Raw genomic sequence first — 15,485 nt, 5'->3', positions numbered from 1 at the left:
AGACAATGGCGTTGGCGGCGAAACTACAGCTACGACAATCGCAGTCGCTGGTGATGACGCCGCAGCTGATGCAGTCGATTCGGCTGCTGCAGTTCACCCATGGCGAGCTCGAGCATTTCATCGACGAGGAGATCGAACGCAACCCGCTGCTGGAGCGCGCCGAACCGCAGGAGGATGCCGCCAGCGACCAGGCGCAGAAGATCGAGGCGGAGCCGCAAGCCGCCGCCGACGGCGACTGGTTCGAAAACGAGACGCAGTGGAGCGCCGAAGCGATCTCCGACAAGCTCGATACGTCGCTGGAAAACCTGTTTCCCGACGATCCGGGGACCAGCGAGCGGCTCGGTCCCGACCTGACGGCGCAATGGAAATCGGCGTCCGGCAATGGCGCGAGTTCCTCATCCGAGGGTTTTGACGCCGGCGACATGGCGGCCGCGGCGATCACGCTGCGCGACCATGTCGGTGAACAGGTCGCGCTCGCCTTCGCCGATCCGGCGGCACGGCTGATCGCCGCCGACCTGGCCGACGGCCTCGACGAGGCCGGCTATTTGCGCGCCGACCTGGCCGAGATCGCCGCCCGTCTCGGCACGGACGTCGCCGCGGTACGCAAGGTGCTGGCGGTGTGCCAGACTTTCGAGCCGGCCGGCCTGTTTGCCCGCGACCTTGCCGAAAGCCTGTCGCTGCAGCTCGCCGTGCGGGATCGGCTCGATCCGGCGATGAAGGCGCTGGTCGCCAATCTCGAACTGCTGGCACGGCGTGATTTCCATGCGCTGAAACGGATCTGCGGTGTCGACGAGGAGGATTTGCTCGACATGCTGGCCGAGATCCGGGCACTCGATCCTCGGCCCGGCATGGCGTTTTCAGGCGGCGCCAGCGACGCGATCGTTGCCGATGTCGAGGTGCGTGCAGCCAATGACGGCAGCTGGACAGTCGAGCTCAATGCCGAAACGCTGCCGCGCGTGCTGGTCGACCATATCTATTTCGCCCAGGTCTCGCCGCAGGCGAAGAACCAGGCGGAGAAGGATTTCCTGGCCGAATGCCTGCAAAACGCCAACTGGCTGACGCGCAGCCTCGACCAGCGGGCAAAGACCATCCTCAAGGTCGCCTCGGAAATCGTTCGCCAGCAGGATGCCTTCCTCGTCCATGGCGTGCGCCAGCTGAAGCCGCTCAACCTGCGCACGGTCGCCGACGCTATCGGCATGCACGAATCGACGGTCAGCCGGGTCACCGCGAACAAATACATGCTGACGCCGCGCGGCGTGTTCGAGCTGCGTTACTTTTTCACCGCCTCGATCGCCGCGTCGGGTGGCGGCGATGCGCATTCCTCGGAATCGGTGCGTGACCGCATCAAGCAGCTGATCGACGAGGAAAAGCCAGCCGACGTGCTTTCCGACGATGCGATCGTCGACATGCTGCGGGAGAGTGGCGTCGACATTGCCAGGCGCACCGTCGCCAAGTACCGGGAAGGCATGAATATTCCCTCCTCGGTACAGCGCCGGCGCGAGAAACGGGCGCTGGCCAGTGCCGGGCGCTGACACGGTTGGATTTTCCACAGGCCAGCACTTCATTGACAAGCCGCGGTGAAGTGGCTAGAAGCCCGCCCGCATGAGACGGGCTAGATGCCTGCATGCGGATGGTCCGTCACGACGTTGGCCTCGGGACGGTCAAAGGGCGGCTTGTGATCAACCGGAAAGTTCGGATTTAAAATCGGCGCGAGTGACGCCGCAAAGCTTGTGCGCACGGACCACGAGTATAAACTCGGGCCAGTTTGAAGCCTGAGCAAGGAAGGTCAGTTTTCAGATGAATCTGCGCATATCGGGAAAACACATGGATATCGGCGATGCGTTCCGTACACGCATCAACGATCGCGTCGGCGAAGCGATCGGCAAATATTTCGATCGCGGCTTTGCCGGACACGTCACGGTCATCAAATCAGGTTCGCGCTATTCGGCGGATTGCATGATCCGGCTCGATTCCGGCGCTTCGCTGCAGGCCACCGGCGATGCCCAGGATCCGACATTGGCCTTCGAGGCCGCGGCGGATCGTCTGGAAACCCGGCTGAGGCGCTACAAGCGCCGGCTGAAATCGCACAATTCGGGCAGCGCCAACGGCGATCTGACCGACATCGCCTACACGGTGATGGCGCCGCTGGCCGATGACGACGAGGACATCCCGGAGAATTTCGCCCCGGCCATCGTCGCCGAATCAACCATGACGCTGAAGACCATGTCTGTGGCGTCGGCGGTCATCGAGCTCGACACCAAGGACAGCCCGGTCTTTGTCTTCCGCAACGCTGGAAACGACCATCTCAACATCGTCTATCGCCGGCCCGATGGAAACATCGGCTGGATCGACCCGTCCACGACCAAGGTCGCACAGGGATAAAAGCCGGCCGCACGAGGGGTGAGGGCTGGTGACGGCAGGCGAACAAGGGATTTTCAAGCATGGATCTGAGCGATCTTATCAACGTTCCGGCGATACTGCCGGCGTTGAAGGCGAACTCCAAGAAGCAGCTGTTGCAATTGCTGTCCGAACGGGCAGCGGCGATTTCCGGCATTCCGGAACGGGAAGTGTTCGACACCATCCTGCAGCGTGAACGGCTGGGCTCGACCGGCGTCGGCAACGGCATCGCCATTCCGCATGGCAAGCTGGCCGGCGTGAAGCGCATCGCCGGGGTTTTCGCGCGGCTGGAGACGCCGGTCGATTTCGAGTCGCTGGACGATCAGCCGGTCGATCTGGTGTTTCTGCTGCTGGCGCCGGAAGGGGCGGGCGCCGACCATCTCAAGGCCTTGTCGCGCATCGCGCGGGTGCTGCGCGACGCCGACACGGTGGCCAAGATCAGGGGTACGCGCGACGCCGCGGCGATCCACGCGCTTTTGTCGGATACGCAAGCCTCGCACGCGGCCTGACATTTTCTGGATTGGACGACACTCGAGGGCCGCCGCGGGCGGCCCTGTGCGTTTGAGCCCGGCCATTCGCCGGGCGCGCCGCGCTCAGTGAATGGCGACCGTGGTCAGGTCGTTTTCCATGGCGCCGGCCAGCGCGCGGTCGCGCGCGTCGGAAAGCAGGATCGGCTGGCCATTGGCGGCAAACAGCGCCCACAGTTCCATGCCGGGAGCGATTTCACCGAGGTTCGGGAAACGGCCGAGCAATTCGTCGCTCGAGACCTTGCGCAGATAGGCGACCGAGCCCTCGCCGAGATGGGCGAATTCGCCGCTGGTCATGGTGAGATTTTCATCAGTTCTGGTCATTTCAAAGCCTCCTTGGCGCGAGGACGCCGCTCAAGGCCATCCCGCATGAGAGCCATCGGTAAAGATCAGTCTTTCACCGATATGTTTATTTTCCGTACCAGCCGTTCGGACTCCGGCCGATCGAGATCGATCGACAAAAGGCCATTCTTCAGTTCCGCCGCGATCACCCGCATGCCGTCGGCCAGCACGAAACAGCGCTGGAACTGGCGCGCGGCGATGCCGCGATGTAGAAATTCGCGCTCGGTATCGTCGGTCTGACGGCCGCGCACGACCAGCTGGTTTTCCTCCGTGGTGACATCGAGATCGCTTTCGGCGAAACCGGCGACCGCCAATGTGATGCGCAACCTTTCGGTCCTGCCGTCGGCGCCGCTGAGGCGTTCGATGTTGTAGGGAGGGTAGCTGTCACCGGACTTCGCCAGGCGTTCCAGCGTCTTTTCCATGGCGTCGAAACCAAGGAGAAGCGGGCTGGAAAAGGGCGTCATTCGGCTCATGTTACACTGTCCTCTCAAGAGCGACATAAAGTGGAAAAACCCAGATGGCATTTTTCCCGGTGGTCTTGATATGGTCCGCCCCGCGACCAAGTTCAAGCCGTCAAAAGACCCGCCCAAAAAGACCAGGTCGTGGACTCACAGGAATGATCGACATGGCGCTTGAAACGGCGAGCGGATGCAAGGAGAAGCGCGCAGGTCGGGATTGTCTTCCCCGGTCGAGCGGTTCGACATGGCAGCTCGTAGCCGTTTCGGCGCCTCGGATGATTCCTCCAAGTCCATGGCCTCGCCAAACAAGGAATTGAAATGCCTCAATCACGCAAGATCATCATCGACACGGATCCCGGCCAGGATGACGCGGTCGCCATTTTGCTGGCGCTCGGCAGCTCAGAGCTGGAGATCGTCGGCATCACCGCCGTTGCCGGCAACGTGCCGCTGAAGCTTACCGAAAAGAACGCCCGCAAGATCTGCGAGCTGGCCGGCCGGCCGGACATCAAGGTCTATGCCGGCGCCATCCGACCGTTGATGCGCGAACTGGTCACCGCCGAGGAAGTGCATGGCAAGACCGGTCTCAACGGACCGCAACTGCCCGAGCCGACGATGAAGCTGCAGGACCAGTACGCGGTCGATTTCATCGTCGAGACGCTGATGACGGAAGAGAGCGGCACGATCACGCTTTGCCCGCTCGGGCCCCTCACCAACATTGCGCTGGCGCTGATCCGCGAACCGCGCATCGCCCCGCGCATCAAGGAAATCGTGCTGATGGGCGGCGGCTTCTTCGAAGGCGGCAATGTCACGCCGTCCGCCGAATTCAACATCTATGTCGATCCGCAAGCGGCCGACGTCGTGCTCAAATCCGGCATTCCGATCGTGATGATGCCGCTCGATGTCACCCACAAGGCGCTGACCACCGCCAAGCGCACGCAGGCCTTCCGCGAACTTGGCACCAAGGTTGGCACCGCGACTGCTGACATGCTGGAATTCTTCGAGCGCTTCGACGAGGAGAAATACGGCACCGATGGCGGACCGCTGCATGACCCCTGCGTCATCGCCTATCTGTTGAAGCCGGACCTGTTCAAGGGCCGCAACTGCAATGTCAGCGTGGAAACCACCTCGGAATTGACCATGGGCATGACCGTGATCGACTGGTGGGGCGTCACCAAGCGGCCGAAGAACGCCATGGTGATGCGCGACATCGACCATGATGGCTTCTTCGCATTGCTGGTCGAGAGGTTGGGGCGGCTTTAGGACCGCCTTCTCAGAACATGTACCCTGCACCAGTAGCCTACGCTCGGGGTAAGCCCGGGCGTAGGCTACCGGGTGCGTCACGGGTCGGGTTTACCCATTGAGCAATCGGTATGTGTCGGTGCCATTCTGGTGGTGCTGTCGTTCGAGAGAAACTTCCGAACCGATCCTATGTGGCGTGTCGACTTCGCCTTCGACAACCACCACGGCGTTGATGTCCTGAAGCCGGACTTCATAGGTGAAATAGAATCCACGGCCGATGGAAGCGTTCGGATTTTGCGGCATCGTAGCGTATTCGACGATGCCGCTCACAAGTTGCGTGTCGACAATCGGGCTATTCTGTCTTGTCAAGATCGGCAAGGACTTCGCCAGAGCAATCGCACAAAATAAAGCGACACCAATCACTGCTTCACGATATTCTTCTTGAAACAGAATTAGTCGATTTCTAAGAGAAAGCCGCGTTTGGCCCATGCCCTATATTTGAGTAGGGCGCGATCCTTGTTCAATGGTTTCCTCTTAAAAATGCCGGCTATTGCCGTTACTTCGACCGCGAAAATGCCAGCCACAGGCCGCCGCCAACCAGGAAGCTGCCGCTGATCCTGGACATGAGCTTGATACGGCTGGCCGACAACAGACGCCCGGCGCGGCCGGCGGCGAGTGCGTAGGTCGAGTCCGAGATGGCGGCGAAGATCATGGCGGTGAGGCCCATGACCACGATCTGCAGCGAGTAGTTGCCTTGAGGCGCGATGAACTGCGGGAAGAAGGCGCCGAAGAAGACCAGCGTCTTGGGATTGCTGAGCGCCACCAGCAGGCCCTGGAGGAAGAAGCCGCCGCGCGGTTTCCTGGCCGTTCCGTCGGCGTTCAGCGTTCCCTTGGAACGGAACATCTGCACGCCCATCCAGATCAGATAGGCGGCGCCGATCAGCCGCACCCACTCGAACCAGTGGCCCATGCCCGAGATCAGCGTGTTGAGGCCGATGCCGACGATGGCGATCATGACGGCGAGTCCGGCCTGCGTACCGGCGACATTGGCAAGACCGGCGCGGGAGCCATGGCGGATGCTGTTGGCGATGATCAGCGTGACCGTTGGGCCCGGCACCAGGATGATGACGATGCAAGCGAGGACATAGGCGGCGTAGAGTTCCAGCGACATGATTTTTCCCTTGGAATGCCGTCGATGCGGCGCAACTGGCGATAATCAATGCATAGCAGCGCGGCCGGTGCAAGCCGGTACGCGAAGCGCCTCAATACGCCAATGCATCCGGTTCAGGCGCCGGCCTGCCAGGGCAGCGTCGCCTCATAGGCCGCCGCCGCCTTCAAAACGGCGAGGTCACCGCGCGGCCGTCCGATCAGTTGCATGCCCATCGGCCGGCCTCTGTCGTCGAAGCCAACCGGGACGTTGACCGCCGGACAGCCGCCCAGAGTGGCAAATGCGGAAACCTGCATCCAGCGGTGATAGCTGTCCATCGCTCGTCCCGCGATCTCGCGCGGCCAGTGCGTGCCGACATCGAAGGGGAAGACCTGCGCGGTCGGCAGCGCGATGAGGTCGAAGCGGTCGAAGATCGACAGCAGCGTGCGATGCCAGGACGTGCGGATGACCGAAGCCGCGCGGATCTGCGGTGCCGTCAGCCGCGCCGCATTCTCCACTTCCCAGACGGCTTCCGGCTTCATCAGGCCGCGCTTCGAGGGATCGTCGTAGTGGATCTTGAGCGCACAGCCGCTGCTGGCCTGGCGCAGCGTCACGAAAGCCTGCCACAGCGCTTCGAAATCGAAATCTGGCAACAGCGGTTCGCAGGGGAAGGATGCATCCGCGAACCGGCCGAGCGCGACCTCGCAGAGGTCAAGGATGCCGGCTTCGACCGGCAGATGACCACCGAGGTCGTCGAACCAGGCGATGCGGCCGCCGGTCGTCGCTGTTGCAAGCCCTTCGCGGAACGAGCCCGGTTTCTCATAGGACAATGGCGCGTGCGTGTGATAGCCCGCCTGCACATCGAGCAGCAATGCCATGTCGCGGACGTTGCGGCCCATCGGCCCGTCGACGCCCATCTGTGCATGAAAGACTTCAAAGTCCGGTCCGCCGGGGACAAGCCCTTGCGACGGGCGGAAGCCAAAAACATTGTTCCAGGCCGCCGGATTGCGCAGCGAGCCGCCGAAGTCGCTGCCATCGGCGACAGGCAGCATGTCGAGCGCCAGCGCCACCGCCGCGCCGCCGCTCGAGCCGCCGGCGGTGAGGGCCGGATCGAAGGCGTTCAGCGTCGGTCCGAACACGGTGTTGTAGGTGTTGGAGCCAAGTCCGAATTCGGGGACATTGGTCTTGCCGATGATGATGGCGCCGGCATCGCGGATACGCTCGACGAAGAAATCGTCGTGCTGCGGCACGAAATCGGCGAAGATCGGCGAGCCTAGCGAGGTCCTGAGCCCCTTCGTCGAGGCTAGGTCCTTGATGGCGATCGGCAGGCCGAAGAGCGGACCGGTTTCGACACCTGCCTGCCGCCGGGCATCGGCAGCGTCGGCCTCACGCAGGATGTCGCCACGGTCGCGCAAGGAGACGATGGCGTTGACCAGCGGGTTGACCGCCTCGATGCGGTCGAGGAATGCCGTCACCACCTCGCCGACGGAAAGTTTCTTTTGGCGGATCGCGTCGGCGAGTGCGACCGCGGACAGGCGGCAGATGTCGCCGGCCGGCGCCACGGCATGTTTCGTCCGGGGGCGCGGCATCTCAACGGGTTTCCTGCAACGCCTGGTCGACATCCTTGGCCAGCGGAATCGCCGGCTGGGCGCCCGGCTTCAGGCAGGCAAGCGAGCCGGCCGCGCCCGCGCGTGCCAGCGCCTTGTCGAGCGCGAGGCCGGACGACAGGCCGGCGGCGAAATAGCCGCAGAACGTGTCGCCGGCGCCGACAGTGTCGACAGGGGTGATCTTCATTGCCGGAACGGTCAGGAAATCACTTGGGGTCGCCGCCATAACGCCGTCGCCGCCGAGCGTGACGACGATGGTTCGGCCGGTTTTCCCGGCATAGTCGCGCATGCGCGCCGCCCGGTCGCGGCCGTTCAGCGACAGCGCCTCGCCATAGAGGTCGAACTCGGTTTCGTTGGCGACGGCATAGTCGGCCTTGCCGAGAAAGGCCGCTGCGTCGCCCTGGAAAGGCGCGGTGTTGAGCACCGTGATGGCGCCTGCCGCTCTTGCCTGGTCGAGCGCGGCATCGACGGTCGCCAGCGGAATCTCATGCTGCAGGAGTACGACATCGCCCTTTTTCAGGAAGGTTTTCGAGAGATCGCCGGGCAACACGGAAGCGTTGGCGCCCGGCACCACGGCGATGATGTTCTCGCCGTCTTTGCCGACCATGATCAGCGCCGTACCCGTCGACGCAAAAGTTTCGGCGACGCCGGACAGGTCGACCTTGCCGTCGCGCAACAATGCCAGCGCCTCGGCGGCGAAGCTGTCCTTGCCAACGGCGCCGACCATGCGCACCGGAGCGCCGGCGCGTGCCGCCGCCAGCGCCTGGTTGGCGCCCTTGCCGCCGGGCGCCGTGACAAAGCTCGAGCCGCCTACCGTTTCGCCGGGGCTCGGCAAGCGATCGACATTGGCGATCAGATCGAGGTTGATCGAGCCGACAACAATAATCAAGCAAGGCCTCCTGCCAGGACAGATCCAAATGTTGGAGCGTCCTCTATGCGTTCGGGCGAACGCAGGTCGTTCCAATCGCGCGGGAAGCTAACCCGTAAGGCCGCGGCTTGCCAGACCACGCGAATGGTCCAGCTTGATTTGTGCTTATTCACAGCGCACGGTGACCGTGCCCTGATAGTTGCCGGCGGGAAAGAGACCGCTCGACTTGGTGGCGGTCAGGTCGACCTGCATGGGATGGGTACCATTGATGACCCTCTGCGGCACACTTCCGTTGATGTCGACTCCCGAGCCATCGAGACGGAAGACCGAGGTGAAGGTCACGTTGGTGCCGCCGCCGCTCGGCGCGGACGAGAACGCGGCAGGCGCTGGCGCCGAAACGGAATAGCAGTCCAGCAAGTTGAGCACGGAGCACAGTAGGGAGTTTGCCACGATGGTGGCGCTGGCGCTCGATCCGCCTGCCTGTTTGGAGCCCAGTATGCTGATGGCGGGATTTGCCTTCATCGTCCCCGACGCTCCGACCATGATGGTGCAGGTGCCGATGATCGCCGCTTGCGCCGGAAGGCAGAAGCCGGCAAGTGCTGCCGCCGCAAGCAGCGCGCGGCTAGTTCTTCTTCTTTTTCTTGCCATTGCCATTTCCGGTCCTGATGCTCCAGCCTTCGTTGGCCCATCCAGGTGATGCGGCGGCAGGAGCGGGAGTGCTGGTGGCCACGCTCGCCGTCTGGCCGTCGGCGCCGAGCCCCATTTTGAGGAGTTTCAGCTCCAGTTGCAGGCGCTCGACCTCAAGCTCGTAGAGGCGGCTGCAGTCGACGCGCTTCGGCGAACGCCCGATCGGAATCACCACGCGGCCGTAGGTGGCGACGTCATTGTTCGACTGGTTGTTGCCTCTGATGACGCCGAGGTCGACATAGGCGCCGGTGCCCGATACCGCGGAACGGCAGGTGGTGCCGTCGGAAGCGTGGACCTCATCCTGCCCCTGCGGCAAGGTCACACCGGGCAGGTTGAAGCCGCTCTCATTCTGATTGAGATTGTAGACATCCTCGGCCAGAACCGGCGAGATCCCCGTCGACATCGCCGCAAGCGCGACTGTCAGGACTTGCGGTGCCCAAAAAACTTTCCGCATATCTGTGCCTTTATCTGGGTCTGCTGATTGGGAAAGGGGATGCTTTCGGTACAGATACGCACTTTACGCTCGGCGGCGCCGGCAAAGGGCACGACCACAAGGACAGGACGGGAGGCCTGGGAAGCCAGTTGGAAGACACTCGGAGAAATCCTGGCTTCCACCGGCTGAAAATCCTGATCGTAGACGTGGATTTCGACCCTGATCTTCTGGTCGTAGGGATTGGCCGGAAAAAACGCGGACCGCGAAGACGTCGGTAAAGCTGTTGACCTCGCCTCGCATCGGCGACATCGACTGGGCCACGGCGGCAATAGGCATCAGGCCGACGGCCAGCGCCGTCGCCAAGGTTCGAGCATGTGTCAAGGACCCCTCCTTCCGAGAGCTTATTCGCAGCGCACCGTCACCGTTGCCTGATAGTTTCCGGAGGCGAAGCGGTTGCTGCCCCCCTTGGTGCCGGCGAGGTTGACCGAGACAAGCGAGGCGCCGGGAGCGGTCAGGCTGGTGGCTGAGCCCGTTTCGGCGACAGTGTGGGCGCCGCTGGCGGAATAGGTCGGCGTCCAGGTGGTAGCCGTCACATCGGCAGCCGGCGCCGTGGTCGTGGTGACCGGGTCTACGCTGAGCGATACACCTCCGGTCGTCGTCAGCGTGACCGTTCCGGCCAAGCCACCACTGTTGTGTGAGCTTAGCGACTGGAGATCGGGGCTCACCGTCATCGTGCCGTTGGTGGCGATCAAGAGTGTGCAGGTTGCGGTGATCGTGCCATTGAAAATGACATTTTGCGTTGTGGCCAATGCGGTCTGGTCAACACAGGTGACCAGCAGAGCTGCGCCAAAGCCGGCGCGGAACAACGTCATCGAGACCTCCTATCAAGTCGGATCGCCCGAATTAATATGGGTCATCATCACTTTATCGTGGTTAATTTAGAGTTAAGTTAAATAACCTGTGAAAATAACAATCGGATAAACCGGAGGTTGCCTTTGGTTGCAATCAAGAAAATCCGATACAATAATCGTACTTATACTTAGTAAGTCTGATATTTGTATATTCTTCCAGCGACAATTAGAAAAATCGACATTCACGACGACACTTGCCCCGCCTCCCAGCCCAGGATGGCCCGCTTGCGGGTCAGGCCCCAGTGGTAGCCGGTGAGGTCGCCCGACTTGCCGATGGCGCGGTGGCAGGGAACCACGAAAGAGAGCGGGTTGGCGCCGTTGGCGGCACCAACGGCGCGGCTGGCGCTCGGCGCGCCGATGCTGGCGGCGATCGAGGAATAGGTGCTGGCCTTGCCCATCGGAATCTTGAGCAGTGCTTCCCAGACGCGAACCTGGAAGTCGGTGCCGATCATGACGACATGCAGCGGCTGGTCGGGGCGCCACAGCGTCGGGTCGAAGATGCGCGCGGCATAGGGCCCGGTCGCGGCCATGTCCTCGACATAGATGGCGTTCGGCCAGCGGCTGGACATGTCGGCGAAGGCGGCGCGTTCCTCGCCCGGGTCATTGAAGGCGAGGCCGGCAAGCCCGCGGTCGGTGACCATGATCAGCGCGGTGCCGAACGGCGAGGGGTGGTAGCCGTAGCGGATGGTCAGCCCTGCTCCGCGCGTCTTATAGTCGCCCGGCGACATCGCCTCATGGGTGACGAAGAGATCATGCAGCCGGCCGGGGCCGGACATGCCCAGCTCGAACGACGTTTCGAGCAACGGCATGCCGGAATCGAGCAGTCTGCGGGCATGGTCCAGTGTCACGGCCTGCAGGAAGGCTTTTGGCGACAGGCCGGCCCAGCGGGTGAAAAGCTTCTGCAGACCGGTCGGCGTCTCGCCGACCTCCTCGGCCAGTTCTTCCAGCGACGGCTGGTCGCGATAGTCGAGGCTGATCTTCTCGATGGCGCGGCGCACGATCTCGTAGTCACTGCCTTCGGGCGTGATGTCCTTTTTGAGGACTGCTGTCTGTGTGCTCATGGAACTGTCTCCTTGAGCTGGAATATCGCCCCTTGGGGCGTCGATCGCCACCCGAAACTTGCCTTCTTGCGGCGCATACCCAGATAGACTCGGTTCTCGAGGGCGTGTCCCCTCCCGACGTGATCGGGATGGGGCTCGATCTCGGTGTTTGAGCAAGGTGTCGCGCATGGCTGGCGAGAAAGTGCATCTGACCGGCGAGAAGGAGACCTTGCTGTTGACGCTCTACGGCAAGGCGCTGGAGAGCCGGTTGCCGGATTCGCTGCTCAGGGATCACTTCGCCGCCGAGGCGGTTCGCAACATCGACTATGATTTCTCCAGGCTCAAGGTCGACGACAATCTCGGCGTCGGCCTGGCGATCCGGGCAAAGACGCTGGACGTCCGCGTTCAGGACTTTCTCGCCAGAAATCCCGACGCCATCGTGCTGCATCTGGGTTGCGGGCTCGATACGCGTATCTTCCGTGTCGACCCGCCACAAGGCGTTGACTGGTTCGATGTCGACTACCCGGAAGTCATCGAACTCAGGCGCAAGCTTTACCCGTCCCGCGACTATTACCATCTGGTCGCTTCGTCGGTGATCCAACCGGATTGGCTGGCTGAAGTGCCCCGCAATCGCCCGGCCATGGTGGTGGCGGAAGGACTGACGCCCTATCTCCCCGCCAACGAGGGGCCACGCCTGTTTGCGCGGCTTGTCGCGCATCTTGCCAGCGGCGAGCTGATGTTTGACGCCTACAGCCGTTTCGGCCTGAAGCTGTTGCGCTTCAACCCGTCCTTCAAGGCGACGGGCGCCAAGGTCTACTGGAACATCGAGGATCCGCACGACCTGGAACTGGCTGTTCCGAAGTTGCGGTTCATCGAGGACATCTCGGCCTACAAGCCTGAACACGCCGCCCGCATGGGCTGGTTCGCAAAACTTTTCATCCGCCTGTGGATACACATTCCGGCGCTGCGCAAGGTCGGCAGGCTGTTGCGCTACCGCTTCTGAAGCGCTGGTTCAGCGCGCCTTGGCGGTCGCCAAAGCGCGCGAAAAGGCTGTAGCAAAACTCTCGCGGTCGTCGGGATTGAGGAAGCCGCCGATCGGCACGTTCTGGCCTTGTCCTTCCACCGTCATCCTGGTGATGCCGATCTCGGCATGACGGGCGACCGAAAACCGTGCCCAGAACGGGTTGAAGCGATGCGCTTCCGATTTTCCCGAGGGTGCTGTCTTGCGAATGTCGAGGCTGGTGCGCGAAACCGACACTTCCTCGCGGGCGCGGGCGGCACGGTAGTTGGCGAGGAAGGCTATGTAGACGGCGATCACGTCGAGGCCGAAGAAGCCGAACACCGGCCAGGCGCCGCGCGACAGGAAAAACGCGCCCGTCACCAACCAGCCGAACAGCAGCGCGCCCATCAGGATGAAGAAGCCTGTCCTGCCCAGCGACCGGTGCGGGGTCAGCAGTGCGTGAAAAAATGGCTCGTCGGCCTGAAATGAGGCGTTTGTGTCGCTCATGGCGGGATACTATAGGAAGGGAATGGCGAGCCCCAAGTCAAAAAAATCCAGCGCACCCAAAAATGAACTTTTGCCCGGCCGGCGCGACGGCTCGAACGCCAAGCCGCGCCCGCGGCCGGTGAGGTCCGGTTCGCGCTACAGTGCGGCAGAAGTGCACGAGATATTCCGGCGCTTTTCCGTCCAGCGGCCCGAACCGAAGGGCGAGCTCGAACATGTCAACGCCTTCACCCTGCTGGTGGCGGTGGTGCTGTCGGCGCAGGCGACCGATGCCGGCGTCAACAAGGCGACGCGGGCGCTGTTCGAGGTGGCCGACACGCCGCAAAAGATGCTGGCGCTGGGTGAAGCCAAGGTCGGCGACTATATCAGAACCATCGGGCTCTGGCGCAACAAGGCCAAGAACGTCATTGCGCTGTCGGAGGCGCTGATCCGCGACCACGGCGGCGACGTGCCTGACGACCGCGACCAGCTGGTCAAGCTGCCGGGGGTCGGGCGCAAGACCGCCAATGTCGTGCTCAACATGGCCTTCGGCCAGCACACGATGGCGGTCGATACCCACATTTTCCGCATCGGCAACCGGCTCGGGCTGGCGCCCGGCAAGACGCCGGAGCAGGTCGAGCAAGGGTTGTTGAAGATCATCCCGGACGAATACATGCGCCACGCGCATCATTGGTTGATCCTGCACGGCCGCTATGTCTGCAAGGCGCGCAAGCCGGATTGCCCGGCCTGCGTCATCGCCGATATCTGCAAGGCCGGGGAGAAGACGACCGATGTGCCGGCACCGCTGGTCGAGCTCGCGCCGCTCGATTCAACACCTTAACTCTCCTCCACAAACACCTCCTCGCGCTTCTTCTTGACCGCGGGCAGGAAGACGATGACGAGCACGGCGAGCGCGATGAGCAGCAGGCTGGCGCTGATCGGTCTCGTCACGAAGGTGCTCGGGTCGCCGCGCGCGAGTATCATGGCGCGGCGCAGGTTTTCCTCGAGCAGCGGGCCGAGCACGAAGCCGAGCAGCAGCGGGGCCGGTTCGCAGCGCAACTTGGTCAGGAGATAGCCGAGGAAGCCGAAGAAGGCGACGGCGTAGAGGTCGTAGACGTTGCTGTTGACGCTGTAGACGCCGATCGAGCAGAACGCCATGATGATCGGGAAGAGCACGTAATAGGGGATCGTCAGCAGCTTCACCCAAAGCCCGATCAGCGGCAGGTTCAGGATGATCAGCATCAGGTTGCCGATCCACATCGAGGCGATAATGCCCCAAAACAGCGCCGGCTGTTCGGTCGCGACATTGGGGCCGGGCACGATGCCCTGGATGATCATCGCGCCGATCATCAGCGCCATCACCGGGTTGGCCGGAATGCCGAGCGTCAGCATCGGGATGAAGGAGGTCTGCGCGCCAGCATTGTTGGCCGATTCCGGTCCGGCGACGCCTTCGATGGCGCCCTTGCCGAACTCCCCCGGATTTTTCGAGATGCGCTTTTCGACTGTGTAGGAGGCAAAGGCTGCAAGGATCGCACCGCCTCCCGGCAGGATGCCGAGCGCCGAACCGATGATCGTTCCGCGCACGATGGGCGCTGCCATGCGCCGAAAGTCCTCGCGGGTCGGCATAAGGCCGGTGACCTTTCGGATCAGCACCGAGCGCTCGTCCTCGTTTTCGAGATTGCGCAGTATCTCGGCCACGCCAAAGACGCCGACCGCCACCGCAACGAAATTCAGCCCGTCGGCATACTCGCGGATGCCGAGCGTGAAGCGCGGCGTGCCGGTGTAGATGTCGGTGCCGACAATGCCGAGCAGCAGGCCGAGCACGACCATCGCCAGCGCCTTGACAATCGAGCCGTGGGCGAGCGCGACGGACGAGACGAGGCCGACGATCATCAGCGAAAAATATTCGGCCGCACCGAATTTCAGCGCTATCGCCGTCAGTGGCGGGGCAAAGATGGCGACGAGGAAGGTAGCCACCGTGCCGGCAAAGAACGAGCCGATGGCCGCGATCGCGAGTGCCGCCCCGGCGCGGCCGTTCTTAGCCATCTGGTAGCCATCGATTGCGGTGACGGCCGACGAGGATTCGCCGGGCATGTTGATGAGAATGGCGGTGGTCGAGCCGCCATATTGCGCGCCGTAATAGATGCCCGCGAGCATGATGAGGGAGGAAACCGGGTCGCCGATCTGGAAGGTGATCGGCAACAGCATGGCGATGGTTGCGGTGGCGCCGATGCCGGGCAAGACGCCGATCAGCGTGCCGAGAAGGACGCCGATCAGGCAGAAACCGAGGTTTGCCAACGATGTGGCCGTCGAAAAGCCGAGCGCGAGGTTGTCGAGGAGTTCCAT

At 62.8% G+C, this 15,485-nt stretch carries 18 protein-coding genes and 1 pseudogene; 6 read left to right on the top strand and 13 right to left on the bottom strand.

Features of this window, described 5'->3' with window-relative positions:
• The first annotated feature begins 5 nt into the window (after positions 1-5).
• The 3 genes from rpoN to ptsN all read left to right on the top strand — a co-directional run bounded on the left by rpoN (position 6) and on the right by ptsN (position 2,906).
• Complete coding sequence (rpoN, locus tag ACFSOZ_RS27005) at positions 6-1,532, top strand: RNA polymerase factor sigma-54 (protein WP_379102965.1); 1,527 nt, start codon at positions 6-8, stop codon at positions 1,530-1,532.
• Positions 1,533-1,797: 265 nt separating this feature from the next.
• Positions 1,798-2,382 (top strand): ribosome hibernation-promoting factor, HPF/YfiA family, encoded by a 585-nt coding sequence (gene hpf / locus ACFSOZ_RS27000; protein ID WP_379102963.1) that lies wholly within the window; start codon positions 1,798-1,800, stop codon positions 2,380-2,382.
• Between the two features lie 59 nt (positions 2,383-2,441).
• Positions 2,442-2,906 carry a PTS IIA-like nitrogen regulatory protein PtsN gene (gene ptsN / locus ACFSOZ_RS26995; protein WP_013529589.1) on the top strand — a complete coding sequence of 155 codons (465 nt, stop codon included), beginning with the start codon at positions 2,442-2,444 and terminating at the stop codon, positions 2,904-2,906.
• An 84-nt stretch (positions 2,907-2,990) separates the two neighbouring features.
• Here ptsN and ACFSOZ_RS26990 read toward each other — a convergent pair whose 3' ends face one another.
• Both ACFSOZ_RS26990 and ACFSOZ_RS26985 read right to left on the bottom strand, forming a co-directional pair.
• Positions 2,991-3,248 (bottom strand): BQ00720 family protein, encoded by a 258-nt coding sequence (locus ACFSOZ_RS26990; protein WP_095084707.1) that lies wholly within the window; start codon positions 3,246-3,248, stop codon positions 2,991-2,993.
• A 65-nt stretch (positions 3,249-3,313) separates the two neighbouring features.
• A complete protein-coding gene (locus ACFSOZ_RS26985; protein ID WP_379102962.1) occupies positions 3,314-3,739 on the bottom strand; it encodes an Hsp20 family protein in 426 nt (141 codons plus the stop codon).
• A gap of 303 nt (positions 3,740-4,042) precedes the next feature.
• On the opposite strand from ACFSOZ_RS26985, the gene ACFSOZ_RS26980 reads away from it, so the two are divergent.
• Positions 4,043-4,984 (top strand): nucleoside hydrolase, encoded by a 942-nt coding sequence (locus ACFSOZ_RS26980; protein ID WP_379102960.1) that lies wholly within the window; start codon positions 4,043-4,045, stop codon positions 4,982-4,984.
• A gap of 90 nt (positions 4,985-5,074) precedes the next feature.
• On the opposite strand, the gene ACFSOZ_RS26975 is transcribed toward ACFSOZ_RS26980, so the two are convergent.
• The 9 genes and pseudogenes from ACFSOZ_RS26975 to ACFSOZ_RS26935 form a co-directional block, all read right to left on the bottom strand.
• On the bottom strand, positions 5,075-5,452 hold the full coding sequence (locus ACFSOZ_RS26975) for a hypothetical protein (RefSeq protein WP_379102958.1): 378 nt from the start codon (positions 5,450-5,452) through the stop codon (positions 5,075-5,077).
• A 67-nt stretch (positions 5,453-5,519) separates the two neighbouring features.
• The gene (locus tag ACFSOZ_RS26970) at positions 5,520-6,134 is read right to left on the bottom strand and encodes a LysE family translocator (RefSeq protein WP_095084705.1); all 615 of its coding nucleotides are present in this window, start codon (positions 6,132-6,134) and stop codon (positions 5,520-5,522) included.
• A gap of 113 nt (positions 6,135-6,247) precedes the next feature.
• The gene (locus ACFSOZ_RS26965) at positions 6,248-7,699 is read right to left on the bottom strand and encodes an amidase (protein ID WP_379102956.1); all 1,452 of its coding nucleotides are present in this window, start codon (positions 7,697-7,699) and stop codon (positions 6,248-6,250) included.
• Position 7,700: 1 nt separating this feature from the next.
• On the bottom strand, positions 7,701-8,606 hold the full coding sequence (locus ACFSOZ_RS26960; protein ID WP_379102954.1) for a ribokinase: 906 nt from the start codon (positions 8,604-8,606) through the stop codon (positions 7,701-7,703).
• Positions 8,607-8,750: 144 nt separating this feature from the next.
• Positions 8,751-9,233 carry a hypothetical protein gene (locus ACFSOZ_RS26955; RefSeq protein ID WP_379102952.1) on the bottom strand — a complete coding sequence of 161 codons (483 nt, stop codon included), beginning with the start codon at positions 9,231-9,233 and terminating at the stop codon, positions 8,751-8,753.
• Positions 9,208-9,726, bottom strand: a complete 519-nt coding sequence (locus ACFSOZ_RS26950; RefSeq protein WP_379102950.1) for a hypothetical protein — start codon at positions 9,724-9,726, stop codon at positions 9,208-9,210. Before ACFSOZ_RS26950 ends, ACFSOZ_RS26955 begins: the two co-directional genes overlap by 26 nt.
• Positions 9,693-10,086 (bottom strand): annotated as a pseudogene (locus ACFSOZ_RS26945) (hypothetical protein). The gene ACFSOZ_RS26950 and the pseudogene ACFSOZ_RS26945 overlap by 34 nt, the downstream one beginning before the upstream one ends.
• 20 nt (positions 10,087-10,106) lie before the next feature.
• Entirely contained in the window at positions 10,107-10,577 is a 471-nt protein-coding gene (locus ACFSOZ_RS26940; protein ID WP_379102948.1) for a hypothetical protein, read from the bottom strand.
• A 221-nt stretch (positions 10,578-10,798) separates the two neighbouring features.
• Positions 10,799-11,677, bottom strand: coding sequence for a methylated-DNA--[protein]-cysteine S-methyltransferase (locus tag ACFSOZ_RS26935; RefSeq protein WP_379102946.1), 879 nt, complete (start codon positions 11,675-11,677; stop codon positions 10,799-10,801).
• A gap of 166 nt (positions 11,678-11,843) precedes the next feature.
• Here ACFSOZ_RS26935 and ACFSOZ_RS26930 point away from each other — a divergent pair, with 166 nt between their 5' ends.
• Positions 11,844-12,659, top strand: coding sequence for a class I SAM-dependent methyltransferase (locus tag ACFSOZ_RS26930; RefSeq protein ID WP_379102944.1), 816 nt, complete (start codon positions 11,844-11,846; stop codon positions 12,657-12,659).
• A gap of 9 nt (positions 12,660-12,668) precedes the next feature.
• Here ACFSOZ_RS26930 and ACFSOZ_RS26925 read toward each other — a convergent pair whose 3' ends face one another.
• Complete coding sequence (locus tag ACFSOZ_RS26925) at positions 12,669-13,163, bottom strand: DUF2244 domain-containing protein (RefSeq protein WP_379102942.1); 495 nt, start codon at positions 13,161-13,163, stop codon at positions 12,669-12,671.
• Positions 13,164-13,185: 22 nt separating this feature from the next.
• Here ACFSOZ_RS26925 and nth point away from each other — a divergent pair, with 22 nt between their 5' ends.
• Entirely contained in the window at positions 13,186-13,980 is a 795-nt protein-coding gene (nth, locus tag ACFSOZ_RS26920; RefSeq protein ID WP_379102940.1) for an endonuclease III, read from the top strand.
• Here nth and ACFSOZ_RS26915 read toward each other — a convergent pair.
• Positions 13,977-15,485, bottom strand: a complete 1,509-nt coding sequence (locus ACFSOZ_RS26915; RefSeq protein ID WP_379102937.1) for a tripartite tricarboxylate transporter permease — start codon at positions 15,483-15,485, stop codon at positions 13,977-13,979. The genes nth and ACFSOZ_RS26915 overlap by 4 nt on opposite strands.

It is taken from the genome of Mesorhizobium newzealandense (genome assembly GCF_042682145.1).
GTDB lineage: Bacteria > Pseudomonadota > Alphaproteobacteria > Rhizobiales > Rhizobiaceae > Mesorhizobium > Mesorhizobium newzealandense.
This window is presented reverse-complemented; position numbering and strand designations above follow the sequence as displayed.

Excerpts from the sequence above, each read along its gene's own strand:
- rpoN (WP_379102965.1), top strand. The coding sequence starts at position 6 with ATGGCGTTGGCGGCGAAACTACAGCTACGACAATCGCAGTCGCTGGTG.
- hpf (WP_379102963.1), top strand. The coding sequence starts at position 1,798 with ATGAATCTGCGCATATCGGGAAAACACATGGATATCGGCGATGCGTTC.
- ptsN (WP_013529589.1), top strand. The coding sequence starts at position 2,442 with ATGGATCTGAGCGATCTTATCAACGTTCCGGCGATACTGCCGGCGTTG.
- ACFSOZ_RS26990 (WP_095084707.1), bottom strand. The coding sequence starts at position 3,248 with ATGACCAGAACTGATGAAAATCTCACCATGACCAGCGGCGAATTCGCC.
- ACFSOZ_RS26985 (WP_379102962.1), bottom strand. The coding sequence starts at position 3,739 with ATGAGCCGAATGACGCCCTTTTCCAGCCCGCTTCTCCTTGGTTTCGAC.
- ACFSOZ_RS26980 (WP_379102960.1), top strand. The coding sequence starts at position 4,043 with ATGCCTCAATCACGCAAGATCATCATCGACACGGATCCCGGCCAGGAT.
- ACFSOZ_RS26975 (WP_379102958.1), bottom strand. The coding sequence starts at position 5,452 with ATGGGCCAAACGCGGCTTTCTCTTAGAAATCGACTAATTCTGTTTCAA.
- ACFSOZ_RS26970 (WP_095084705.1), bottom strand. The coding sequence starts at position 6,134 with ATGTCGCTGGAACTCTACGCCGCCTATGTCCTCGCTTGCATCGTCATC.
- ACFSOZ_RS26965 (WP_379102956.1), bottom strand. The coding sequence starts at position 7,699 with ATGCCGCGCCCCCGGACGAAACATGCCGTGGCGCCGGCCGGCGACATC.
- ACFSOZ_RS26955 (WP_379102952.1), bottom strand. The coding sequence starts at position 9,233 with ATGGCAAGAAAAAGAAGAAGAACTAGCCGCGCGCTGCTTGCGGCGGCA.
- ACFSOZ_RS26950 (WP_379102950.1), bottom strand. The coding sequence starts at position 9,726 with ATGCGGAAAGTTTTTTGGGCACCGCAAGTCCTGACAGTCGCGCTTGCG.
- ACFSOZ_RS26940 (WP_379102948.1), bottom strand. The coding sequence starts at position 10,577 with ATGACGTTGTTCCGCGCCGGCTTTGGCGCAGCTCTGCTGGTCACCTGT.
- ACFSOZ_RS26935 (WP_379102946.1), bottom strand. The coding sequence starts at position 11,677 with ATGAGCACACAGACAGCAGTCCTCAAAAAGGACATCACGCCCGAAGGC.
- ACFSOZ_RS26930 (WP_379102944.1), top strand. The coding sequence starts at position 11,844 with ATGGCTGGCGAGAAAGTGCATCTGACCGGCGAGAAGGAGACCTTGCTG.
- ACFSOZ_RS26925 (WP_379102942.1), bottom strand. The coding sequence starts at position 13,163 with ATGAGCGACACAAACGCCTCATTTCAGGCCGACGAGCCATTTTTTCAC.
- nth (WP_379102940.1), top strand. The coding sequence starts at position 13,186 with ATGGCGAGCCCCAAGTCAAAAAAATCCAGCGCACCCAAAAATGAACTT.
- ACFSOZ_RS26915 (WP_379102937.1), bottom strand. The coding sequence starts at position 15,485 with ATGGAACTCCTCGACAACCTCGCGCTCGGCTTTTCGACGGCCACATCG.